At 72.6% G+C, this 21,703-nt stretch carries 21 protein-coding genes; 11 read left to right on the top strand and 10 right to left on the bottom strand.

Annotated elements, in window-relative coordinates:
* Positions 1-7: 7 nt before the first annotated feature.
* Together cydD and cydC are read left to right on the top strand one after the other, a co-directional pair.
* The gene (gene cydD, locus M3667_RS13460) at positions 8-1,717 is read left to right on the top strand and encodes a thiol reductant ABC exporter subunit CydD (protein ID WP_251508724.1); all 1,710 of its coding nucleotides are present in this window, start codon (positions 8-10) and stop codon (positions 1,715-1,717) included.
* Positions 1,714-3,399, top strand: coding sequence for a thiol reductant ABC exporter subunit CydC (gene cydC / locus M3667_RS13455; protein ID WP_251508722.1), 1,686 nt, complete (start codon positions 1,714-1,716; stop codon positions 3,397-3,399). The genes cydD and cydC overlap by 4 nt, the downstream gene beginning before the upstream one ends.
* Before the next feature lies 1 nt (position 3,400).
* Here cydC and M3667_RS13450 read toward each other — a convergent pair whose 3' ends face one another.
* The 4 genes from M3667_RS13450 to M3667_RS13435 all read right to left on the bottom strand — a co-directional run bounded on the left by M3667_RS13450 (position 3,401) and on the right by M3667_RS13435 (position 6,575).
* Complete coding sequence (locus tag M3667_RS13450; protein ID WP_251508720.1) at positions 3,401-4,429, bottom strand: sulfate/molybdate ABC transporter ATP-binding protein; 1,029 nt, start codon at positions 4,427-4,429, stop codon at positions 3,401-3,403.
* Entirely contained in the window at positions 4,426-5,205 is a 780-nt protein-coding gene (gene modB, locus M3667_RS13445; protein WP_251508718.1) for a molybdate ABC transporter permease subunit, read from the bottom strand. The genes M3667_RS13450 and modB overlap by 4 nt, the downstream gene beginning before the upstream one ends.
* Positions 5,202-5,975 (bottom strand): molybdate ABC transporter substrate-binding protein, encoded by a 774-nt coding sequence (modA, locus tag M3667_RS13440; protein ID WP_251508716.1) that lies wholly within the window; start codon positions 5,973-5,975, stop codon positions 5,202-5,204. The genes modB and modA overlap by 4 nt, the downstream gene beginning before the upstream one ends.
* 204 nt (positions 5,976-6,179) lie before the next feature.
* Entirely contained in the window at positions 6,180-6,575 is a 396-nt protein-coding gene (locus tag M3667_RS13435) for a molybdopterin-binding protein (protein ID WP_251508714.1), read from the bottom strand.
* Positions 6,576-6,684: 109 nt separating this feature from the next.
* On the opposite strand from M3667_RS13435, the gene moaA reads away from it, so the two are divergent.
* The 6 genes from moaA (at position 6,685) to M3667_RS13405 (ending at position 11,662) form a co-directional block, all read left to right on the top strand.
* The gene (moaA, locus tag M3667_RS13430; RefSeq protein WP_251508712.1) at positions 6,685-7,860 is read left to right on the top strand and encodes a GTP 3',8-cyclase MoaA; all 1,176 of its coding nucleotides are present in this window, start codon (positions 6,685-6,687) and stop codon (positions 7,858-7,860) included.
* Positions 7,857-8,639, top strand: coding sequence for a HesA/MoeB/ThiF family protein (locus M3667_RS13425; RefSeq protein WP_251508711.1), 783 nt, complete (start codon positions 7,857-7,859; stop codon positions 8,637-8,639). Before moaA ends, M3667_RS13425 begins: the two co-directional genes overlap by 4 nt.
* A gap of 14 nt (positions 8,640-8,653) precedes the next feature.
* Positions 8,654-9,877, top strand: a complete 1,224-nt coding sequence (gene glp / locus M3667_RS13420) for a gephyrin-like molybdotransferase Glp (RefSeq protein WP_251508710.1) — start codon at positions 8,654-8,656, stop codon at positions 9,875-9,877.
* Complete coding sequence (gene moaC / locus M3667_RS13415) at positions 9,874-10,353, top strand: cyclic pyranopterin monophosphate synthase MoaC (RefSeq protein WP_251508709.1); 480 nt, start codon at positions 9,874-9,876, stop codon at positions 10,351-10,353. Before glp ends, moaC begins: the two co-directional genes overlap by 4 nt.
* Positions 10,350-10,586 (top strand): MoaD/ThiS family protein, encoded by a 237-nt coding sequence (locus tag M3667_RS13410; protein ID WP_251508708.1) that lies wholly within the window; start codon positions 10,350-10,352, stop codon positions 10,584-10,586. The genes moaC and M3667_RS13410 overlap by 4 nt, the downstream gene beginning before the upstream one ends.
* Positions 10,587-10,663: 77 nt before the next feature.
* A complete protein-coding gene (locus M3667_RS13405) occupies positions 10,664-11,662 on the top strand; it encodes an endonuclease/exonuclease/phosphatase family protein (RefSeq protein ID WP_251508707.1) in 999 nt (332 codons plus the stop codon).
* 16 nt (positions 11,663-11,678) lie between these two features.
* Here M3667_RS13405 and M3667_RS13400 read toward each other — a convergent pair whose 3' ends face one another.
* From M3667_RS13400 to M3667_RS13390, 3 genes are read right to left on the bottom strand one after another with little or no spacing between them, the layout of a single operon-like run.
* Positions 11,679-12,107 (bottom strand): molybdenum cofactor biosynthesis protein MoaE, encoded by a 429-nt coding sequence (locus tag M3667_RS13400; protein WP_251508706.1) that lies wholly within the window; start codon positions 12,105-12,107, stop codon positions 11,679-11,681.
* Positions 12,104-12,586, bottom strand: coding sequence for a MogA/MoaB family molybdenum cofactor biosynthesis protein (locus tag M3667_RS13395; protein WP_251508705.1), 483 nt, complete (start codon positions 12,584-12,586; stop codon positions 12,104-12,106). The genes M3667_RS13400 and M3667_RS13395 overlap by 4 nt, the downstream gene beginning before the upstream one ends.
* A gap of 10 nt (positions 12,587-12,596) precedes the next feature.
* A complete protein-coding gene (locus M3667_RS13390; RefSeq protein ID WP_251508703.1) occupies positions 12,597-14,210 on the bottom strand; it encodes an SDR family oxidoreductase in 1,614 nt (537 codons plus the stop codon).
* A 141-nt stretch (positions 14,211-14,351) separates the two neighbouring features.
* Between M3667_RS13390 and M3667_RS13385 the strand changes: the two genes are divergently transcribed.
* Positions 14,352-15,821 carry an MFS transporter gene (locus tag M3667_RS13385; protein WP_154097368.1) on the top strand — a complete coding sequence of 490 codons (1,470 nt, stop codon included), beginning with the start codon at positions 14,352-14,354 and terminating at the stop codon, positions 15,819-15,821.
* 63 nt (positions 15,822-15,884) lie between these two features.
* On the opposite strand, the gene M3667_RS13380 is transcribed toward M3667_RS13385, so the two are convergent.
* The 3 genes from M3667_RS13380 to M3667_RS13370 all read right to left on the bottom strand — a co-directional run bounded on the left by M3667_RS13380 (position 15,885) and on the right by M3667_RS13370 (position 20,044).
* Complete coding sequence (locus M3667_RS13380; protein ID WP_251508702.1) at positions 15,885-17,894, bottom strand: helicase HerA-like domain-containing protein; 2,010 nt, start codon at positions 17,892-17,894, stop codon at positions 15,885-15,887.
* 10 nt (positions 17,895-17,904) lie between these two features.
* Positions 17,905-18,603, bottom strand: coding sequence for a phosphatase PAP2 family protein (locus M3667_RS13375; RefSeq protein WP_251508700.1), 699 nt, complete (start codon positions 18,601-18,603; stop codon positions 17,905-17,907).
* A 103-nt stretch (positions 18,604-18,706) separates the two neighbouring features.
* Positions 18,707-20,044 (bottom strand): multidrug effflux MFS transporter, encoded by a 1,338-nt coding sequence (locus tag M3667_RS13370; RefSeq protein WP_251508698.1) that lies wholly within the window; start codon positions 20,042-20,044, stop codon positions 18,707-18,709.
* Positions 20,045-20,273: 229 nt separating this feature from the next.
* On the opposite strand from M3667_RS13370, the gene M3667_RS13365 reads away from it, so the two are divergent.
* Together M3667_RS13365 and M3667_RS13360 are read left to right on the top strand one after the other, a co-directional pair.
* Positions 20,274-20,981 (top strand): DUF3105 domain-containing protein, encoded by a 708-nt coding sequence (locus tag M3667_RS13365; RefSeq protein WP_251508696.1) that lies wholly within the window; start codon positions 20,274-20,276, stop codon positions 20,979-20,981.
* The gene (locus tag M3667_RS13360) at positions 20,981-21,652 is read left to right on the top strand and encodes a DUF305 domain-containing protein (protein WP_251508694.1); all 672 of its coding nucleotides are present in this window, start codon (positions 20,981-20,983) and stop codon (positions 21,650-21,652) included. The genes M3667_RS13365 and M3667_RS13360 overlap by 1 nt, the downstream gene beginning before the upstream one ends.
* Positions 21,653-21,703 lie beyond the last annotated feature (51 nt).

Below are 21,703 nucleotides of genomic sequence, written 5' to 3'. Positions count from 1 at the left end.
CCCGCCCATGAAACCCGTCGATCCCCGCCTGCTGCGGTACGCCACCGCGTCGCGGAGCTTCTTCGCCGTGACCGCGGCGATCGTGCTCGCGCAGGCGGGGGTCATCGTGGGCTTCGCGTGGGCACTGACGAGCGCGCTCGTCGGGGTGATCGAGGGGCGCGCGCTGAGCGAGGTGTGGGGCTTCGTGGCGATGGCGGCCGCGCTCGTCGTCGTGCGCGGAGCGCTGATCACCGCCTCCGAGCGGGTGTCGGCCCGCGGCGCCGCGGCCGCCTCGCTGCAGTTGCGCGACGCCCTCGTGTCGGCCGTGACGCGCCTCGGCCCGCGATGGCTCGGTGCCCGCAACGCCGCCGGTCTCGCCGTGACCGCGGGGCACGGTCTCGAGGCGCTGGATGCGTACTTCGGCCGCTACCTGCCGCAGCTGGTGGCCACCGCGATCACCATGCCGATCCTCATCGGCACGATGACCCTCACCGACCCGCTCTCGGGGCTCATCGTCGTGCTGACGATCCCCCTCATCCCCGTGTTCATGGTGCTCATCGGTCTCGCCACCCGCGGCGTGCAGCAGAAGCAGTACCGCACGCTCGGCCGCCTCGCCGCGCGCTTCGCCGACACCGTCGAGGGGCTCGGCACGCTGAAGGCCTTCGGACGCCAACACCGCGCGGCCGACGCGATCGAGACCATCACGCGCGACTACAAGCGCGAGACGATGACGGTGCTGCGCGTGTCGTTCCTCTCGGGGTTCGCGCTGGAGTTCCTGGCCTCGATCTCGGTCGCGATCGTGGCCGTCACCATCGGCTTCCGTCTTCTCTCGGGCGATCTCAGCCTCCTCGTGGGGCTCTTCGTACTGCTGCTCGCCCCCGAGGCGTACCTGCCGCTGCGTCAGGTGGGCGTGCAGTTCCACGCGGCCTCCGAGGGAGTCGCCGCGACCGAGGAGATCTTCGACGCCCTCGACGCCGCGCGCTCCGCCGGGAAAGGGCAGGCTCCGGATGCCGCGACCCCGGCGCTCGGATCGACGGTGGCCCTCGACGGAATGCGGGTGCATCGCGAGGGCCACGCCCTGCCGACGGTCTCGCTCTCGGTGGGTCCGGGCGAGGTGGTGCTGGTCACGGGACCGAGCGGTGTGGGCAAGTCGTCGCTGATCGCCGCTCTGCTCGGCTACGCGGAGCACGACGGCCTGGTGCGCGTCGACGGGGTCGCCGTGCCGCACGCCCGCGCCGCCGTCGCCTGGGCGGGCCAGCGTCCGGGACTCGTGTCGGGCACCGTCGCCGAGAACGTCGCGCTCGGCTCCCCCGCCGATCCCGCCGAGATCGCCGTCGCCCTGGCCGATGCGGGGGCGACCGACATCTCGCCCGACACGCCGCTCGGCGCGGGCGGTGCCGGTCTGTCGGGCGGCGAGGCGCAGCGCGTCGCCGTCGCGCGCGCCCTGTATCGCGGCCGGGTCGTCGGAGCGCCGGTGCTCGTGCTCGACGAGCCCTCGAGCGCTCTGGATGCCGATACCGAGGCGCACCTGTGGGCCACCCTGCGCCGCGAAGCCGATGCCGGCCGGGGCGTGCTCCTGGTCTCGCACCGCCGGTCGGCCCGCACGATCGCAGATCGGGTGATCGAGCTCTCGCCGCCGCGCCCTTCGCGTGAGGGGTCAAGATCTGTCGCTTCAGCGGGGGTACAGGCGACAGATTCCGACCCCTCACGCGCACGCCGTTCGGAGGTGCGCTCATGAACGATCGCGTCCGCGGCATCCTGCGCTCGGCCCTGCCGACCCCGCGCCGCCTCGCACCCGCCCTCCTGTCGGGCTTCGGCTCGGCGGCGAGCGCCGTCGCGCTGCTCGCGGCGAGCGCGTGGCTCATCACGCGGGCGGCCGAGCAGCCTCTCGTGATGTACCTGTCGGTCGCCGTCGTCGGGGTGCGCGCGTTCGCGCTGTCGCGCGGGGTGTTCCGCTATCTCGAGCGCCTCACCGGTCACGACGCCGCGCTGCACCAGCTCGCGGGGGTCCGCGCCGACCTCGTGCGCGACCTCGTCCCCCTCGCGCCCGACGGACTCGCCCGCTCGCGCCGCGGCGGGCTGCTCTCGAGCGTGGTCGACGACGTCGAAGAACTGCAGAACCTTCCCCTGCGCGTGGTGCTGCCGCTGGTGACCGCGGGGATCACGGCCCTCGCCGCCGTCGTCTTCACCGCGTTCGTATCGTGGCCCGCGGCTCTCGTGCTGCTGCTGTGCCTCGCGCTGGCCTTCGCGGTCGCCGTCGCTGTGGGCTGGGCCGCCGGAGCCCGGGCGGAACGCTCGATCGCGCCCTTGCGCGCCGCCGTCGCCGACGCCGTGCACGACCTGCTCGCGAACCTCGACGTGCTCACCGCCTACGGGGCTCTCGATTCGGCACGGGAACGCGTTCGGCACGCCGACGCGGCGCTGCGCCGGGCGGTCGTGCGGCGCGGCGGCGCGCAGGGCCTCACCGCGGGGGCGGTGTCGGTGCTGGCGGGTGTCGCCTCGCTCCTCGCTCTGATCGTCGCGGCGTCGGGGGTCACCGCCGGATCGCTCTCCGGCCCCGGCCTGGCGGTCGTCGTGCTGCTGCCGATGGCCGTGTTCGACGTGTTCGGCCCGGTGCCCCTCGCCCTCGCGTCGTGGCGGCAGGTGCGCGCCGCGGCGGAACGCCTCGCCGAGGCCGTGCCCGACACCGTTCCCGCGGGCCTGCCGCGCGACGAGCCGACCCCGACCGGCGCCGCCCCGGCGCTCGGCGCGGGCCTCGAGCTGCACGGCATCCGCGCCCACTGGCCTGCCCGGGCCGAGACCGACGGTGATGCGGGCCGGCTCACCGACGTCTCGCTGCGCGTGGCACCCGGCGAGACCGTGCTCGTGACGGGACCCAGTGGTGCGGGCAAGACGACCCTCGCGCACGTGCTCGCGCGCTTCCTCGACTACGAGGGGTCGTTCCGCCTCGGCGGCGTCGAGGCGCGGGAGCTGTCGGGCGACGACCTGCGGCAGACGATCGGCCTGATCGACCAGGCGCCGTACCTGTTCGACGAGTCGATCCGTCAGAACCTGCTGTTCGCGCGCGACACCGCGACCGACGACGATCTGTGGGACGTGCTCGCCCGCGTCGGTCTGGCCGAGTGGGCTCGCGAGCGCGGCGGTCTCGACGCCCGCGTGGGCGACCGCGGCGGTCTCGTCTCGGGCGGTCAGGCGCAGCGCCTCGCCCTCGCGCGGGCGCTCCTGCACGATTTCCCGGTGATCGTGCTCGACGAGCCGACCGCGGGCGTCGACCCCGCGGCATCCGATGCTCTTCTTCTCGACCTTCTCGGTGCGGTCGGGCGCGAACGCGCCGTGGTGCTGGTCTCGCACGTCGAGGTGCCCGCGGGGCTGGTCGACCGCGAGGTGCGGCTGGAGGGTGGACGGGTCGTCGGGGTCTGAGTCAGGATGCCGGCGCGAACCGCACCCGCGACGGTGCGAGGCTCCAGCGCACGACGTCTCCCGGGCGCAGGCCCGCCGCCTCGGCCGGTGCGACCTCGGCCACGACCTCGTCGGTGAGCACACGTACGCCCGACGGCGTCGGTTCGAGGGCGACCACCGTGGCCGTCCGCCCCTCGCCGAGGCGCACGTCGCTCGCGCGGAAGAGCGCGGCCAGGGCCGTCCCGTCGACGGGCGCAGCGTCCGCCGACTCGAGCCGCAGGTCGCCCCGCTGCCAGGCACCGCCCCGCGCCTCGCCGATGAGCCGCTCGAGACCGGCGATCTTCGCCGCCACCTCCGTCGCCGGCGCTGACAGCACCTCGCGCACGGAGCCCTGCTGCGTGATGCGGCCCCGCTCGACGATCACGAGACGATCCGCCAGGGCCGCCGCGTCCACCGCGTCGTGCGTGACGGCCACCGTCGTCACCCCCGCGAGGCGCTCGCGCAGCATCGCGCGGATCTCCGATGCCGTGACGGCGTCGAGGGCGACCAGGGGCTCGTCGAGCAGCACGACCCGGGGTTCGGCGGCGAGCGCGCGGGCCACCGCGACGCGCTGCTGCTCTCCGCCCGACAGCTCGGCGGGGCGGCGATCCCCGGCGCCGGGGAGCCCGACGCGCTCGATCCACTCGTCGGCGGCGGCACGGGCGACGGATGCCGCGACCCCGGCCGAACGCGGACCGAAGGCGACGTTCTCGCGCGCGGTGAGGTGGGGGAACAGCCGGGCGTCCTGACCGAGCAGCACGATCCCGCGCTGCATCGGAGCCGTCCGCAGGCGTGGCGCGCGGTCGAGGACGCGCCCGTCGACCGAGATCTCCCCCGCGTCGAGCGGGGTGAGACCGGCGAGCGCGCCGAGCAGCGTCGACTTGCCCGCTCCGCTCCGCCCCATCACGGCGACGGTCTCGCCCGGAGCGACCTCGAGGGCGATGTCGACCGCGAAGTCGCGTCGGCGTACGACGACGCGGGCGCTGAGCGCGGCGGCATCCAGGATCGTCATCGCCCCACCCCCGGCCGCCATCCGCGCACGAGCAGCAGCACGGCGACGGCTGTCACGAGCAGCAGCAGCGATAGCGCCACGGCGGTGCCCTGCGAGACCCCCGCGCCGTTGAAGGCGGTGTAGATCGCGAGCGGCATCGTCTGCGTGACCCCCGGGCGGTTGCCGGCGAACAGGGCCGTCGCGCCGAACTCGCCGATCGCGCGGGCGAAGCACAGCACGACTCCGGCGACGATGCCCGGTGCCGCCAACGGCAGCGTGATGCGCCGCAGGATCGTCGCGCGCGACGCCCCGAGCGAGGCGGCGGTGCGCTCGAAACCCACCCCGGTGCTGCGCAGGGCGCCCTCGACGGCGAGCACCAGGAACGGCAGGGCGACGAACACCTGCGCGAGCACGACGGCGGGCGTCGTGAAGGGCAAGCCCAGTGCGCCGAGGGGCCCCGTACGCCCGAACAGGTACAGCAGCGCCACGCCGCCGACCATGGGCGGCAGCACGAGGGGAACGGTCACGAGGGCCCGCAGCACCGCCGCCGTGCGCGCGGGACTGCGCGCGATCAGCAGAGCCAGGGGGATGCCGACGACCGCGCACACCGCGGTGGCCACCACCCCCGTTCCGAGCGAGAGACCGAGGGCCGACAGCGCGGCGGACGAGGTGACGTCGCTCCACAGCGTCGCCCACTGCACGCGCGCGACGAGGGCGGTCAGCGGAACGAGCAGGAACAGCAGACCGATACCCGCCGGCACGACCAGCCAGCGGGGAACGAAGCCACCGCCGGTCACGGAGCCCGGAATCCCGCGTCGGCGAGGATCTTCTGCCCGTCGTCCGACAGCACGAAGGCCGTGAAGGCCGCGGCCGCCTGGGGGTTCGGTGCGTCGGTGAGAGTGGCGATCGGGTAGGTGTTGACCACCGTGTCGGCGCCGTCGGGCACGATCGCCTCGACGTCGCCGTTGCCCTTGGCATCGGTCGCGTACACGAGCCCCGCATCGGCCTCGCCGGCGGCGACCTTGGTCAGCACGGCGGTGACGTTCTGCTCGCTGCTCGCCGGAGTGACGGCGACCCCGGCGTTCGACAGCAGAGTCTGCGAGGCGGCACCGCACGGCACCTCGGCGGCGCACAGCACCGTCGTGACCCGCGCGAGGTCGGCGAGCGTCGCGACCTTTCCGGGGTTGTCCTTCGGCACGGCGATCACGAGCGTATTGCCCGCAAACGGCTGCGGGTCGGGCGCCTGGTCGGCGACCTTGGCCATGTTCTTCTCGTCGGCCGAGGCGAACACGTCGGCGGGGGCGCCTTCACCGATCTGCGTCGCGAGCGTGCTCGACCCGTCGTAGACCGCGCTCACCGTGACTCCGGGGTGGGCGGCCTCGAACGCCGTCGCGATCTCGTCGAACGAACGCTGCAGCGACGCGGCGGCGTACACCTCGACCGTTCCGGTGAGGGAGTCGGCGGATGCCGAGGGGGCCGGGTCTGCGGCCGGACTCGCGGACGCGCAGCCCGAGGCGAGCAGGGCGACCGCGCCGAGGACGGTCAGAAGGCGGAGGGGGCGACGCATGGTGTCCTTTCGGCGACCCGGCGGCTCGCTCTCGCTCCATGATTCCGCATGTGCGGACTCACAGGGGTCAAATCAGCCGCAAATAGCGCGAGACTGCATCTCGCTGACATCCCCGCTGCAGCATGTCACCGGGTTGTCAGCGCGCTGCAGTCTCGACGCGGCGAGCGCGGACGGCGCGGACGCGGGCCCGCGCACGCGGGATCGTCAGCCGCGCGGCTTCTCGACCGTGACGACCGTCGCCTTCACCGACGCGACGGCCAGCGATCCCGGCTCGAGCGCGAGGTCGCGCGCCGCCTCGGCCGACATCAACGACACCACCCGATGCGGCCCGCACTGCAGGTCGACCTGGGCCATCACGCCGTCGATCTGCACACGCGTGACGATCCCGACGAAGCGATTGCGCGCGCTCGAGGCGACACCGGTCGGGTCTTCGGGCTCGGCGGCGAGCGCCACGGCCCGCTCCGCGAGAGCGGCCCCGGGGATCTCCACCGGCGTCGTGCCCGTGGTCGGCAGCAGCCCCAGGTCGATCCAGCGGCGCACGGTGTCGTCGCTGACCCCCAGCAGGCCCGCCGCCTGCGCGATGCGGAAGGTGTTGGTCATGCGACGACCGTACCGCCCGCGCCGGCCGGGACGCCCGGCGAGTGCAGTCCGCCGTGGCGGCTTCCCGGCCCACCGCCCGACCCCACCAGGACTGACCTAGGCTCGACCCATGGATGCCGAGCACGCGACCCCGACGCGACGGCCGGTGGCCGTGGCCCTCGGCGCCACCGTGACGTCATCGGGGGCCACCGCGCTCCCCTCGACCGGAGCCCCGGCCTCCGCCCCAGGCGCCACCGCCCTTGCCGCGACCGGAGCCCCGCAAGACGGCGGCCTGCTCGACCGCTTCGGCCGCGTCGCCACCGACCTGCGCGTCTCGGTCATCGACAAGTGCAACCTGCGTTGCACCTACTGCATGCCGGCCGACGGGATGCCGTGGCTCCCCCAGACGCAGTTGATGTCGACCGACGAGATCCGGCGCATCGTCCGCGTCGCGGTGCACTCCCTCGGTGCGGAGGAACTGCGCCTCACCGGCGGTGAGCCCCTCGTGCGCAAGGACCTCGAGTTCATCATCGCCGGCATCCGCGAAGACAACCCCGACCTCCCGATCTCGATGACGACCAATGCCGTGGGTCTCGATCGCCGTGCCCAGGCACTGAAGGACGCGGGACTCACCCGCCTCAACGTCTCGCTCGACACCCTGCACCCCGAGACCTTCGCCGAGCTCACCCGCCGCCCGCACCTCGACAAGGTGCTCGCGGGGCTCCAGGCCGCGCGCGCCGCCGGCCTCGGCCCCATCAAGATCAACGCCGTGCTCCTGCGCGGCATCAACGACACCGAGATCGTCTCGCTCGTGGACTGGGCCGTGACGAACGGCTTCGAAATGCGCTTCATCGAAGACATGCCCCTCGACGGAGACCGCTCGTGGATGGCGACGAACGTCATCGCCGCGCGCGACATCCGCGCCGAGATCGAGACGGCGTTCTCGCTCGCCCCCGATCCGCGCGGTCGCGGCGCCGCCCCCGCCGAACGGTGGGAGGTCCGCCGTCCCGGCGAAACGGCCGTCGCCGGACACATCGGCATCATCTCGTCGGTCACCGAACCCTTCTGCGCGGCCTGCACGCGCACCCGCGTCACCGCCGACGGCAAGGTGCGCTCGTGCCTCTTCTCGCACGAAGAGACCGACCTTCTCTCGACCCTTCGCGCGGGCGCCGACGATGCCGGTATCGCGCAGGTGTGGCGGGAGGCCATGTGGGCCAAGCCCCGCGCCCACGGCTCCGACCGCGTGGGACTCGCGCGCCCCGACTTCGTGCAGCCCGAGCGCACGATGAGCGCGATCGGCGGATGAAGCCGCTGGTCGAGCCGGTGGCCTCGCTCGCCCCCGAAGAACTCATCCGCACCGCTCGTCACGCCGTGCTCGCCGCCATCGGCGAAGAGGGCCAGCGCCGCCTCGCGGCAGCGCGCGTCGCGGTCGTCGGAGCCGGCGGTCTCGGCTCCCCCGTGCTGCTCGCGCTGGCCGCGGCCGGCGTCGGCGAACTCGTGATCATCGACGACGACACCGTCGAGCGCACCAACCTGCAGCGCCAGCTGGCGCACCGCATCACCGACATCGGCACCGCCAAGACGACCTCCGCCGCGCGCGCCGTGCGTGATCTGTCGCCCCTCACCGTCGTCCACGAACGAACGGTACGACTGACCTCCGACAATGCCTCCGAGCTCTTCGCGGGCGCGCATCTCGTCATCGACGGCAGCGACACCTTCGACACGCGCGAGGCCGTCGCCGCCGCGACCGAGGGCCTCGGCATCCCCCTCGTCTGGGGTGCCGTGCAGGAGTGGGCCGCGCAGGTGACGGTGTTCTGGTCGGCCCCGCCCGAGGGGCACGCGCCGGTCGTGCTCGGCGACCTCTTCCCGACGGGCTCGGCGGGCGAACCACCCACGTGCGCCCAGGTCGGCGTGCTCGGATCGCTGTGCGTGCAGGTCGGCGGCATGCTGGCCACCGAGGCGATCAAGCTGGTCACCGGCGCGGGCGACCCCTTGCTCGGCCGGCTCGTCGTGATCGACGCCCTGCGTGCCCGCCACGATGTGATCCCGCTCTCGCCCGCCGCCCGCCCCGCCGTTTCGTCCTGACCCCGGAGGCCCCGATGACCCCGCTGCTCACCGTCGAGGAGCACCGCGCGCGCGTGCTCGACACCGTCACCGTGCTGCCCGTCGAAAGCGTGCGCCTCGCCGATGCGGCCGGCCGCACGCTCGCCGCCCCCGTGCGCGCCGCCCACGACCTGCCGGGCTTCGACAACTCCTCGATGGACGGTTTCGCGGTGCGCCTCGCCGACGTCGAGGGGGCGGATGCCGAGAACCCGGTGACCCTGCGCGTCGTCGCCGATCTGCCGGCCGGGTCGTCCGACGACCCATCGTTCGGCGCGGGCGAGGCGGTGCGCATCATGACGGGCGCGCCCGTCCCCACCGACGCCCACGCGATCGTGCCGTTCGAAGACACCGCGGGGGGCCTCGCCGACTCGCTGGGAACCATCGAGGTGCGGCGGGCCCCCGCGGCATCCGGAGCCTTCATCCGACGCCGCGGCGGCGACACCCGCGCGGGAGAGGTCGTCCTGTCGGCAGGCGAGCGCCTGGGGCCGTTCGCGCTGGCCGCGGCCGCCGCGGCGGGTGTGGCCGAGCTCGAGGTGCACCGCCGCCCGCGGGTCGCCGTCGTGTCGACCGGCAGCGAGCTCGTCGCCCCCGGCGTGGTGCCGGGGCGCGGCCAGACCCCCGACTCCAACTCGACGCTGCTGGCCGGCCTGGTCGCCGACGCCGACGCCGACGTGACGGTCGTCTCGTCGCTGCAGGACGACGCGAACGCGATCCATGCCCTGCTCGAGCACGCGGCCGACGTCGACGTGATCGTCTTCAGCGGGGGCGTGAGCGCGGGGGCCTACGAGCCCGTGCGCCAGGCTCTCGAGGGGCGCATCGCCTTCGAGAGGGTCGCGATGCAGCCCGGCAAGCCGCAGGCCTTCGGCGCGCTCGACGACGGCCGGCTCGTCTTCGGCCTCCCCGGCAACCCGGTGAGCGTCGCGGTGTCGTTCGAGGTGTTCGTACGCCCCGCCCTTCTCGCCCTGCAGGGCCGCACCGCGATCGATCGGCGCATCGCCCGGCTCACGGCATCCGAAACCTGGAACACCCCGCCCGGCCGTCGCCAGTACCTCCCCGCGGTGATCGACCTGGTGGCCGGCACCGTGCGCCCGGCCACCGCGGGCGGATCGGGTTCGCACCTGGCCGCCTCTCTCGCGCGCGCCGAAGCGTTCGCGATCGTCCCCGCCGAGGTGTCCACCGTGTCGGTGGGCGACCCGCTCGATGTCATGCTGATTCCATGACCTTCACCCACCTGGATGCCGCGGGCCACGCCCGCATGGTCGACGTCACCCTCAAGCAGCCCACCGTCCGCACCGCCACGGCGCGCGGATTCGTGCGCTGCGCTCCCGAGGTGGTCGCCGCCCTCCGCGACGGCACGGCTCCGAAGGGCGATGTGCTCGCGGTGGCCCGCATCGCCGGCATCCAGGCCGCGAAGTCCACTCCCGCGCTCCTCCCCCTCGCGCACGTGATCGGGGTGCACCGCGCCTCGGTCGACCTCGAGATCACCGACGACGGCGTCGAGATCGAAGCCACCGTCGGCACCGCCGACCGCACGGGCGTCGAGATGGAGGCGCTCACGAGCGTCTCGGTCGCCGCCCTCGCGATCGTCGACATGGTGAAGGGCATGGACAAGGCCACGGTCATCGAGAACGTGCGCATCGTGTCGAAGACCGGCGGCAAGTCGGGCGACTGGATGCGTCCGGGAGAAGACGCATGAGCGTCCGCGTGCGCTACTTCGCCGCCGCGGCGGAGGCGGCGGGAACGGATGCCGAGGACCGCGCCGAACAGTCTCTGACAGCGCTGCGCGAAGCCGTCGTCGCCGACCACCCCGCTCTCGGCGAGATCCTGGATCGCTGCGCCGTGCTCGTCGACGGCACCCGCCACGACGACGACGCCCCGCTCGCGGGCGTCACGCACGTCGACGTGCTCCCGCCCTTCGCCGGCGGCTGAGCCCGCGGACTCCCTCGCCCGCCCGCCGCCATCCTTCCTTGCAGGGAAGCGGCACCGCGCCCTGTTTTACTGGCCGCATGTCGACCGCCCGCCGCACGGCCTTCTTCGTCACGCTCGTCCTCGGTGCGGCTCTCGCCGTGATCGCGGTGTGGCCGCAACTCGTCGGTGCGCAGCGGCTGCAGGTGGTCGCGCAGCTCATCCCGTTCCGCGGACCTCTCGCGCTGGCGTTCGCCGTGCTCGCGGCCATCGCCGGGCTCGTCGCCGTGCTCCGACGTCGGTGGGCCGTGTCTGCGGCGCTCGCGATCGTGCTCGCGGCGGCATCCCTCGGCAACGGCGCGGTACTGCTGACTCGCGGCTTCGGCGGATCGACTGCCGACGGCGATGTCGTCGTGGCCGCGTGGAACACCTACGGCGGCGGCGCCTCACCCGACGGCATCGCGCGGCTGGTGCGCGAGACGGGCGCCGACGTGGTCGTCCTCCCCGAGACGGATGCCGTGGCGGCGGCGGCCGTCGTCGACATCCTGGCCGGCGACGGCATCGCCATGACAGCGGTCACGCGAGAAGCCGATCCGGGCGACGACCCCATTCCGACATCGCTCCTGCTGGCCACGTCGATGGGGCCGTACGCCCTCGACGAGTCGGCCGGCTCGACGCCGGGAGTTCCGAGCGGGGTGTACCGCCCCGTCGGCGGAGACGGGCCGACGATCGTCGCCGCGCATCCGCTGCCACCGTTGCCGCTCATCATGACGGAGTGGACGGAGGGGATGGACTGGGTCGCGGCGCAGTGCGCGGGCCCCGATGTCATCGTCGCGGGCGACCTGAACTCGACCCTCGACCACCTCGCGGGCCTCGGTGAAGGCGGGGGCACGGTGGGCGGATGCCGGGATGCCGCCGCCCAAGCGGGAGCGGCCGCGCTCGGCACGTGGCCCGTGCGCCTGCCGACGGGTCTCGCCGCGCCGATCGACCACGTGCTCGTCGGGTCGGCGTGGGAGGTGCGCTCCTTCGAGGTCCGCACCGACTTCGACGACGCCGGGAGCGATCACCGACCGATCGTCGCGACGCTCTCGCGCCGTTGACGTTCGCGGAGGCGAGCTAGCCGCCCAGGCCCTTCCACTCCGTCGTCCCGTCGGCCTCGACCTGTCGTTTCCACACGGGCAGGTCGGTCTTGATCGTCTCGATCACGGTGCGGCACACCTCGAACGCCTCGGCGCGGTGACCGGATGCCACGGCGATCACGACCGCGGCCTCCCCCACCCCAAGCCGGCCCACGCGGTGGCTGACGGCCACGATCGCGTCGGTGCCGGCGGCCGCGTTCTCGGCGATGCGGTGCAGGGTCTGCGCGGCGTCGGGGTGCGCGCTGTACTCGAGAGCGACCACCGCGCCAGAGGCGTCGGGGTCGATGTCGCGCACGCGTCCGACGAAGGTGGTGACCGCTCCCGACGACGAGTCCTCGACCGCGTCGAGGTGGACGTCGAGGTCGAGGGGCGTCTCGGACAGGCGGGCGATGCGGACGGCGCTCATGCGTGGTCTCCTCCGGCGAGCTGGTCGAGCACGTGGGGGGCGAGCTCGGCGATGACGGCGATCCCGGATGCCACGGCGCGGGTCGACCCGGGGAGGTTGACGATCAGGGTGCCGGGGTCGACGATCCCCGCGAGACCCCGCGAGATGACGGCCATCGGGGTGTCGGCGAGGCCCCGTCGGCGCAATTCCTCGGCGATGCCGGGGATCTCGCGGTCGACCACGCGTGCCGTGCCCTCGGGCGTGCGGTCGGTGGGGGCGATGCCCGTGCCGCCGGTCGTGACGACGAGCCCCGGCCCCGCCGCCACCAGTGCACGCAGCGCGGTCTCGACGCTGTCGGCCCCATCGGGCACGACGACCGCGTCGTCGCAGTCGAACCCCGCCTCACGCAGCAACGACACCGCGAGTGGTCCTCCGCGGTCTTCACGTAGCCCTGCGGCGGAGCGGTCCGAGACGGTCAGGACGCGAGCGTGATGAGGCACGCGGCTCAGCCTAGGCCGACGGTGCCGCGGTCGTCTCGACCTCGGCGATCTCCGGCGCGATTCGCCCGGCCTTCGACTTCGGCTCGAGGTCTTCGCGCTGCACGTGCTCGGCGGCGGCGGTGATGCGCCGGGCCATGCCGCTGAAGATCAGCCCGTGGAACGGCAGCACCGACAGCCAGTAGAGCCGCCCCGCGAGCCCGGTCGGGAAGAACAGAGCGCGCTGGTCGAAGCGCGCCCCCTCGCCCTCGGGGGTGGCGCGCAGCTCGAGCCAGGCCCCGCCCGGCACCTTCATCTCGGCGCGCAGACGCAGCAGGTGACCGGGCTCGATGGCTTCGACGCGCCAGAAGTCGAGCGCGTCACCCACCGTCACGACCGAGCGGCTGCGCCGGCCGCGGGCGAGGCCCACGCCACCGACGAGGCGGTCCATCCAGCCGCGGATCGCCCACAGCAGCGGCGAGGAGTACCACCCGTTCTCGCCGCCGATCCCCTCGATCACCGACCACAGCTGAGCCGAGCTCGCCTTCGTCGTCATCGAGCGGATGTCGGTGTACACCAGCCGACCCGACCACTCCGGGTCGCTGGGCAGCGGGTCGCTCGGGGCGCCCGACACCTCGGCATCCTGCCAGCTGGTCTCGATCGCGTCGTCGTTCACGCGCCCGAGCGCGCGGCGCACGGCCTCGCGGTAGGGCATGAGCCCGCCCTCGGGGCGCGGTACGAGGTCGTCGATCGCGCGGTCTTTGACCACGCAGTCGTTCTGCAGCGACTCGACGAGAGGACGCGCAATCGCCTTCGGGATCGGGGTGACGAGATTCACCCAGTGCGAGGCGAGGCGCGGCGTGAGCACCGGCAGCGACGCGATCGCGCGCTGCGGCAGCCCCGCCTCCATGGCGTAGCCGTTCATCATCTGGCCGTAGCGCAGCACGTCGGGACCGCCGATGTCGACGGCGCGGTTGACGTTCGGGGCGACGCGGGCAGCGCCGAGCAAGTAGTGCAGCACGTCGCGCACCGCGATCGGCTGGATGTGGTTGCGCACCCACTTGGGCGCGGGCATGTAGGGCAGCACGTCGGTGAGGTGGCGCACCATCTCGAACGAGGCCGAGCCCGAGCCGATCACGACACCCGCCTGCAGCACGAGGGTGGGCACGCCGCTACGCAGCAGGATCTGCCCCACCTCGACGCGCGAGCGCAGGTGGGCCGAGAGCGTGGCGTCATCGGGGTGGAGCCCCCCGAGATACACGATGCGCGAGACGGATGCCGCCGAGGCCGCGTCGGCGACGGTCTGAGCCGCGACCCGGTCGGTGGCCTCGAAGTCGCGGGCGCTGCCCATGGAGTGGATGAGGTAGTAGAGCACGTCGACGCCCTCGACCGCGGCGCGCACGGCGTGGGCGTCGGTCGCGTCGCCCGCGGCCGTCTCGACGTCGTCGCCCCAGGGGAAGGCCCCTACCCGGCGCGGGTCGCGCGCGAGCACCCTCACCCGGTAGCCCGCCGAGAGCAACCGCGGCACGAGCCGCCCGCCCAGATAGCCCGTGGCCCCGAGGACCAGGGCGAGGGGTGCAGACCCGTCGGACCGCGGCTGCGCGACCAGGGCTGGTTCGCGGCCGGTGGGGGCGGAGAGCTCGCTCATGCCGGTCACGGTACGCCGCCCCTCCGACATCGACGGGGGCTTGACCTCCCGCGGAGAAGTCCTCGGAACCGGCGGCTAGCAAATCGCCCGGCGCAACGCCCGGACTGGAAACGCGAGCACGATGGGGGTAACGGTAGAAGGATGAACGAGAAATCCCCCTCGGCATCCGGAGCCCCCCGGCTCGAGGTCGACGACGTCATCGTCGTCGACACCAAACGCGTCCGCACCGCCATCGGCGGCACCGTGGTCGGCAACTTCATGGAGTGGTTCGACTTCGGGATCTACGGCTACCTCGCCGTGACGCTGACGGCGGTCTTCGCCTCCGACGTCCCCGCCCCGTGGGGCCTACTCGTCACCCTCCTCGGTTTCGCGATCTCGTTCCTGGTCCGCCCGTTCGGCGGGTTCGTGCTCGGCCCCCTCGGTGACCGCATCGGCCGACAGAAGGTGCTGTTCCTGACGATGGCCATGATGGCGTCGGCGACCGCGCTGATCGGCCTCCTGCCCACCTCGGCCCAGATCGGGCTCTGGGCGATCATCCCGCTCTACCTGCTGAAGATGATCCAGGGCTTCTCCACCGGCGGCGAGTACGCCGGGGCCACGACCTACGTCTCGGAGTTCTCCCCCGACAAGCGCCGCGGCTTCTGGTCGTCGTGGCTCGACGTGGGCTCCTATGTCGGCTTCGCCGCCGGCGCCTCGGCCGTCGCGATCACCACCGCGATCACCACGTCGATCTCGGGCGAGAACGCGATGATCGACTACGGCTGGCGCATCCCGTTCCTGCTCGCCATCCCGCTCGGCATCGTGGCGATCTACTTCCGCCTGCGCATCCCCGAGACGCCCGCCTTCGAGCAGGGCGGATCGACCGAGATCGATGCGAGCGACCCCATGGCCCGGCAGGGCCTCGTCGGCATCGTCCGCCACCACTGGAAGGCGCTGCTGATCGGCATCGCGCTCGTGGCCGCGACCAACACCGCCGGCTACGCCCTCACGAGTTACATGCCCACCTACCTCGAGAAGGAGGTCGGCGTCTCGAACATCACGGCGGCGGTGGCGACGGTTCCCGTGCTGCTGGTGATGTCGGCCGCCCTCCCGCTCATCGGGCGGTTGAGCGACCGCATCGGCCGCAAGCCCGTGTACGCGATCGCCGCGGGCTCGGCCCTGGTACTGCTGGTGCCGGCGTTCCTCATCATGCAGATCGGCGAGCTGTGGGCCGTCATGATCGCGCTGTGCCTCGCGGCCGTGCCGGTGGCGTTCTACGTCGCCATCTCGGCATCCGCGCTGCCGGCGCTCTTCCCCACGGCCTCGCGCTTCGGGGCGATGGCCGTGGCCTACAACATCGCCGTCTCGCTCTTCGGCGGCACGACGCCGCTGTTCAGCCAGGCGCTGATCGACCTCACCGGCAACACCCTCATGCCGGCGTTCTACATCATGTTCTTCGCCGCACTCGGGCTCGTCGCGCTCCTGGCGATGAGCGAGACGGCCAAGCGTCCGCTTCTCGGCTCGCTGCCCACGGTCGAGACGCCGGCCGAGGCCGAGGCCCTCGTCGAGGGACAGGACGAAGACCCCTTCCTCGACACCTCGACCATGCCGCTGGCGATCCGCCGTTCGTAGCGGTGACGTGAGGGGGGCGGATGCCGAACATCTCGGCATCCGCCCCCTTCCACGTTCGCGGGGTCAGCGCCTCCGACTGTTGCCGAACAGGCCGCGGATGACGCCGTTCACGATGCTCTTCGTGGCCCCGCGACCGAGCAGGCCGTCGAGCCCCGCGGCGGGGGCGCTCGTGCGGCTGCGCGGGGCGGCCGTCGACTTCAGGATGCGGTCGTACTCCCGCTGCGCCTTCTTCTGCGCCTCGGCGTTGGCCTTGTCGATCGCGGCCTTCTGCTTGGCGTATTCGGCGGCGTCGGCTGCTTCCTTCTTGGCGCGTTCCTCCGCCTCGCGCGCCTCGGCCGCCGCCTGCATGCGCGCGCCCAGGATCTCGCGAGCCGACTCGCGGTCGATGGGCGTGCCGTAGGTCGAGAAGAGGGCGGATGCCGTCACGGTCGCCGCCATCGCCTCCGCGGCGATCGGCGACATCGAAGCTCGCGGTGCGAAGATGCGCGTCCACGCGACAGGGGTGGGTGCCCCCCGCTCGCTCATCACGGTGATGATGGCCTCGCCCGTACCGAGCTCCTGCAGCACCCGCTCGAGGTCGTAGCCCGAGTCGGGGTAGGTGCGCACGGAGGCGCGCAGCGCGGTGGCGTCGTCGGGGGTGAAGGCGCGCAGGGCGTGCTGCACCCGCGAGCCGAGCTGCGCGAGCACGTCTCCGGGCACATCCTTCGGCGTCTGCGTGACGAAGAAGACGCCCACGCCCTTCGAGCGGATGAGCCGCACGGTCTGCGTGATCGCCTCGAGGAACGCCTTCGACGCGTCGCGGAAGAGCAGGTGCGCCTCGTCGAAGAAGAACACCAGCTTCGGCTTGTCGACGTCGCCCACCTCGGGCAGCACCTCGTAAAGCTCCGCGAGCAGGTACATCAGGAACGTGGAGTACAGCTCGGGGCGGGCGGCGACGTTCGGCACCTCGAGCAGGCTCACGATGCCCGCGCCCGAGGCGTCGGTGCGCAGGAAGATCGACACGTCGAGCTCGGGCTCGCCGAAGAAGGTCTCGGCCCCGGCGGCCGAGAACGCGACGAGCTCGCGCAGGATCACGCCCGCGGTCGCCGCCGACAAGCCGCCGATGCCCTTCAGCTCAGCCTTTCCCTCGTCGCCGGTCAGGAAGGTCAGCACCGCCCGCAGGTCGGACAGGTCGACGAGGGCGAGCCCCTTCTGATCGGCGTAGTGGAACACGAGCCCCAGGCTCGACTCCTGCGTCGCGTTGAGTCCGAGCACGCGGCTGAGCAGCAGCGGGCCGAAGCCCGACACCGTGGCGCGCACGGGGATGCCCGAACCCACGTCGTCGCCGAGCGCGAAGAACTCCACGGGGAACGCCCGCGCCGACCAGTCCTGCCCGAGGGCGGCGGTGCGCGCGCTGAGCTTCTCGCTCGGAGTCCCCGCGGCGGCCAGCCCCGACAGATCGCCCTTGATGTCGGCGGCGAACACCGGCACCCCGTTCTCCGACAGCTGTTCGGCGAGCAGCTGCAGGGTGCGGGTCTTGCCCGTGCCGGTAGCGCCGGCGACGAGGCCGTGGCGGTTCGTCATGGCGAGCGGAATGCGCACGGGAACGGCGGGCACCGGTCCCCCGTTCACGAGCACGCCGAGATCGAGCGCCGCGCCGGTTCCGGCGTACCCGGCGGCGATGCCGGCGACCTGCGCCTCGCTCAGGGGTGCGTCGGGCGAGAGGGTTCCGGATGCCGCGGGGGGTGCGGATGCCGCAGGGGTCAGGGGCGCCGCGGCGGTTTCGGTCGCGGCGGGCAACGCGGGTTCCGCGGGGGCGGCGGGCGTCGCCGCGGTGGGCGCGCCGCCGGTTGACACCGGTGGGTTCTCGGAGTCGGATGCCGCCACGGTGTCGGAGGCCCTGTTCGCGGCATCCGTCGACTGGGGCTCCGACGCGGATCGGGCCCGTGCGGCGGCGGCTTCGGCCGCGGCGAGTTCCGCGCGCGCCCGCGCGAGCCTCACTTCGGCTTCGGCGGCCTCCGCCTCGGCGCGAAGTCGCGCCAGCTCGGCATCGGCTGCGGTCGGATCGGAGGGCACGACACCGGGCTCGCTCATGCGCGTCAGCCTACGACGAGGTCGCGCCCTCGGCATCCGCCTTGCGCGCGCGTCTGATGGCCAGTCGGTCCTCGTCGCGGGCACGCAGGCGCGAGAACGCCGCGGCCAGGATCAGCGCGGCCCCGGCGCCGACCAGGGCGCCGCCCACGGTGTCGGAGAGCCAGTGCGCGTGCAGGTACGTGCGGCTGAACGCCATGAGCACGACCCACGCGACGCCGACGATGCGCACCCACACCTTCGGGAACAGCACCGCCGCCACCACGGCGATCGTCGCCGCATTTGCCGCGTGCCCCGAGGGGAACGAGCCGAAGTCGCTGAGGATGAGGATGTCCTGCGGGCGCGCGCGCCCGAACGTGTGCTTGAGCGCCTGCACCAGCAGTGCGCTGCCGACCGAGGCGCTCAAGAAGTACAGCGCCGACCATCGTCGTCGCGACAGGAACAACGCGGCCGCGCCCAGCAGCGGAACGATGACCACCGCCGTGAGATGGCCGCCGACGGTGTCCATGAAGATCGCGAAGACGTACACCGGCTGCGACGGGGCCGCGGCGAAGAGCTGGTTCCACCACGTGTCGATCGCGAAGGGGCTGGGGCCGCGGAAGAACACCCACGCGCCCAGACCGCACGCCAGAGCGACGAGCACGATGCCGACGGTGGCGCGGAAGCGCTGCGGGCGCGTGTCGAGCACGTCCTGAGTCGCTGTGGCATCCATCGCCTCATGATGCCGGGTCGGCGCCACCGAGGGAATGGCCCCCGTCGGCGCGGGGCGAGCGGGGGCCATTCTGCTACTGTGTGCGCTCCCACGGAGCCGAAAGTTACGGCGCGAGACGCTCGACGGTGCGCGGGCGCACCAGCAGCCACAGCGAGAGCACGCCGATGACCGCGCAGCCCAGCATGACCGAGGCCATGGTCGTGGCGGTGATGCCCGAGCCGACCGACAGCAGTCCGACCAGCGGCGAGATGATGCCGGCGATGCCGAAGTTCGCCGCGCCGATGATCGACTGCGCCGTGCCGGCCGCCTTGCCGTGTCGATCGAGGGCCAGCACCTGGGCGCAGGGGAAGGTGAATCCGCAGGCGGTCATGAAGAAGAACAGCGGAATGATCGTGCCCCACAGGCCGAGCCCCAGCTGGTCGGTCAGCACGATCGCCCCACCGGCGACCACGAGCACCGACGTCGAGACGGCCAGCACCCACTGCGGCCCGAAGCGCGCCGCCAGACGCGAGGCGATCTGCACGCCCACGACGACGCCGATCGAGTTGGCCGCGAACAGCACGCCGTACTGCTGGGCGTTGAAGCCGTACGACACCTGGAACAGGAACGACGACGCCGACAGGTACGAGAACAGGCCCGAGAAGGTCATCGCGCCGATGACGAGCACGCCGATGAAGACGCGGTCGCGGAAGACGCTGCCGTAGCGCTGCCACACGGTGGTCGAGCCAGGGCCCCCACGACGGGCGGCCGGAAGCGTCTCGGGGATGAACAGGATGGCCGAGACCAGCATGACCGCGCCGTAGACGGCGAGCACCACGAAGATGCCGCGCCACGGCATGACCAGCAGCAGGGCGGAGCCGGCGAGCGGGGCGAGCACCGGGGCGACGCCCGACACCATCGCCATGCGCGAGAGCATCACGACGAGACGCTTTCCGCCGAACAGGTCGCGGATGATCGCCGCGGCGACGACGCCGCCCGCAGCGGCTCCGGCACCCATGAGCACGCGCGCGATCGAGAGAGTCTCGAGCGTCGGGGCGAGAGCGGCGAACACGCTCGCGACGACGTGGAGGGCGGTCACCGACAGCAGGGGGATGCGGCGACCGACCTTGTCGCTGAGGGGGCCGACGATCAGCTGGCCGAGTGCGAAGCCGATCATCGTGCCGGTCAGCGTGAGCTGGATCGCGGCCGCGGTGGTCTGGAAGTCGGCCTCGAGGGTGGGGAACGCCGGCAGGTACAGGTCGATCGTGAAGGGCCCGAGGGCCGTCAGCGCACCGAGCACGATGATGTAGAGCAGGCGGCGCGACGACGGGATGGCGTCTCCCGGGTGCAGCACGATCGGCGCGGTGGCGGGGTTCTTGCCGAGCGCGCGAATGGCGCCGGTGTGCGTCTGCGCGGAGCGGGAGTCGGAGGAGACGACGGGAACGGAAGCAGTATCGAGCACGGGGGGTTTCGTTTCGCAGCACGGACAGCCCGAACGGGTCGGGCTGAGAAAGTTTGGGGGAATATCGAACCTCGAATCGATTCGACTTCGTTCATACTAGCGCGCAGACCCCCTGCGCCACCATCCGGGCTCGCGGGTTCCTCCCAGGCCGTCAGCTCATTCACCCGAATAAAATGGACCCGTCGGCGGCTGCCGATGCGTCCCGCCCACCAGAGAGACGACACAGCGCATGACCTCTTCCTCCGACAAACGTGCCAGCGGAAACCCGGCTAAACAGGCGCAGATCGACCTCACCGTGAAGCAGCAGCGCGAGCAGAAGCGCCAGGAGAAGCTCGCGGAGTACCAGAAGCAGGTCGCGAAGCGCAAGCGCGGGAAGCTCGTGTGGTGGGTCGTCGGCTCCACCGCGGCCATCGTGGTGATCGGCCTGGTCGTCGCCTCGTTCGCGTTCGCCCCCGCTCCCCCCACCAGCTACCAGGCGGGCAACAGCACCGGCCGCGAGATCGACGGCGTGCAGACGTTCGAGAACCGCTCCGATCACGTGCAGGGCACCGTCACCTACGAGCAGACCCCTCCCGCGGGTGGCCCCCACAACCCGATCTGGCTGAACTGCGGTGTCTACACCGAGCCCCAGCAGAACGAGAACGCGGTGCACTCCATGGAGCACGGCGCCATCTGGATCACCTACGACCCCGAGCGCGTCGACGCGGCAGGCATCGACGCCCTCAAGGCCGTCATGCCCTCGAGCTACGCCCTGCTCTCGCCCTACCCCGGCATGGACACCCCCGTCGCGGTCAGCGCGTGGAACCACCAGCTGAAGGTCGACGACCCGTCCGACCCGCGCATCTCGGAGTTCTTCACCGAGTTCTGGCGCAGCCAGAACGCCCCCGAGCCGAACGCCGCGTGCTCCGGTGGAGTGAACGGCCCGGGCCGGGCCTGATGACCGACGACACCCCGGTCGCGCGCCCCGCCGTCCGGTGGGCCGTCGTCGCACTGGTCGTCGTGGCGATCGTGGCCGTGGCGTTCGCGATCGGACGCTTCACGGCGTTCGGCGCGACCGCCACGCCCGCGCATCCCTCCGACACGTCGGCGGATGCCGGCTTCGCACGCGACATGCAGGTGCACCACACGCAGGCGGTGCTCATGGCGATGGAGATCTACCGCAAGACCTCCGACGACGAGCTGCGCAGCCTCTCGTACGACATCGCCACCGCCCAGTCGGGCCAGCGCGGCGAGATGTACGGGTGGCTCGTCGAATGGGGGCTCCCCCAGTCGTCGTCGCAGCCGCTCATGACGTGGATGGAGAAGTCGGGCGAGCACAGTCACGGCGACACCGCCACGCTCACCGAGCAGCAGCTGCTCGATGAGATGGGCATGGCGACCGACGCGCAGCTCGACGAGCTCCGCAGCGCCGAGGGCCAGCCCGCCGACTGCCTGTTCCTGCAGCTCATGATCCGCCACCACGAGGGGGCGATCCCCATGGCGCAGGCCGTCATCGAGCTCGGCAGCGACCCCCGCGTCAAAGAGGTCGCCGGCGCGATCGTCACCGGCCAATCGGCCGAGCTCGACGCGATGCGCGACATTCAGTCGCGCCTCGGCTGCAGCGCCTGACCGCCCCCGGCGCGCCGCGCCTCGCGATCCGGACCGCCCGAGCCCCGCGGC

Origin of the sequence: Microbacterium sp. P26 (assembly GCF_023712585.1) — a bacterium.
Lineage (GTDB): Bacteria > Actinomycetota > Actinomycetes > Actinomycetales > Microbacteriaceae > Microbacterium > Microbacterium algihabitans_A.
The sequence above is the reverse complement of the archived record's forward strand: the minus strand, read 5'-3'. Positions and strand labels throughout refer to the sequence as shown.

Coding starts and splice junctions, on each gene's coding strand:
- modA (WP_251508716.1), bottom strand. CDS start 5,975: ATGCGTCGCCCCCTCCGCCTTCTGACCGTCCTCGGCGCGGTCGCCCTG.
- glp (WP_251508710.1), top strand. CDS start 8,654: ATGACCCCGCTGCTCACCGTCGAGGAGCACCGCGCGCGCGTGCTCGAC.
- M3667_RS13405 (WP_251508707.1), top strand. CDS start 10,664: ATGTCGACCGCCCGCCGCACGGCCTTCTTCGTCACGCTCGTCCTCGGT.
- M3667_RS13385 (WP_154097368.1), top strand. CDS start 14,352: ATGAACGAGAAATCCCCCTCGGCATCCGGAGCCCCCCGGCTCGAGGTC.
- M3667_RS13375 (WP_251508700.1), bottom strand. CDS start 18,603: ATGGATGCCACAGCGACTCAGGACGTGCTCGACACGCGCCCGCAGCGC.
- moaC (WP_251508709.1), top strand. CDS start 9,874: ATGACCTTCACCCACCTGGATGCCGCGGGCCACGCCCGCATGGTCGAC.
- M3667_RS13435 (WP_251508714.1), bottom strand. CDS start 6,575: ATGACCAACACCTTCCGCATCGCGCAGGCGGCGGGCCTGCTGGGGGTC.
- cydD (WP_251508724.1), top strand. CDS start 8: ATGAAACCCGTCGATCCCCGCCTGCTGCGGTACGCCACCGCGTCGCGG.
- cydC (WP_251508722.1), top strand. CDS start 1,714: ATGAACGATCGCGTCCGCGGCATCCTGCGCTCGGCCCTGCCGACCCCG.
- M3667_RS13400 (WP_251508706.1), bottom strand. CDS start 12,107: ATGAGCGCCGTCCGCATCGCCCGCCTGTCCGAGACGCCCCTCGACCTC.
- M3667_RS13450 (WP_251508720.1), bottom strand. CDS start 4,429: ATGACGATCCTGGATGCCGCCGCGCTCAGCGCCCGCGTCGTCGTACGC.
- M3667_RS13410 (WP_251508708.1), top strand. CDS start 10,350: ATGAGCGTCCGCGTGCGCTACTTCGCCGCCGCGGCGGAGGCGGCGGGA.
- M3667_RS13425 (WP_251508711.1), top strand. CDS start 7,857: ATGAAGCCGCTGGTCGAGCCGGTGGCCTCGCTCGCCCCCGAAGAACTC.
- moaA (WP_251508712.1), top strand. CDS start 6,685: ATGGATGCCGAGCACGCGACCCCGACGCGACGGCCGGTGGCCGTGGCC.
- M3667_RS13380 (WP_251508702.1), bottom strand. CDS start 17,894: ATGAGCGAGCCCGGTGTCGTGCCCTCCGATCCGACCGCAGCCGATGCC.
- M3667_RS13390 (WP_251508703.1), bottom strand. CDS start 14,210: ATGAGCGAGCTCTCCGCCCCCACCGGCCGCGAACCAGCCCTGGTCGCG.
- M3667_RS13365 (WP_251508696.1), top strand. CDS start 20,274: ATGACCTCTTCCTCCGACAAACGTGCCAGCGGAAACCCGGCTAAACAG.
- M3667_RS13360 (WP_251508694.1), top strand. CDS start 20,981: ATGACCGACGACACCCCGGTCGCGCGCCCCGCCGTCCGGTGGGCCGTC.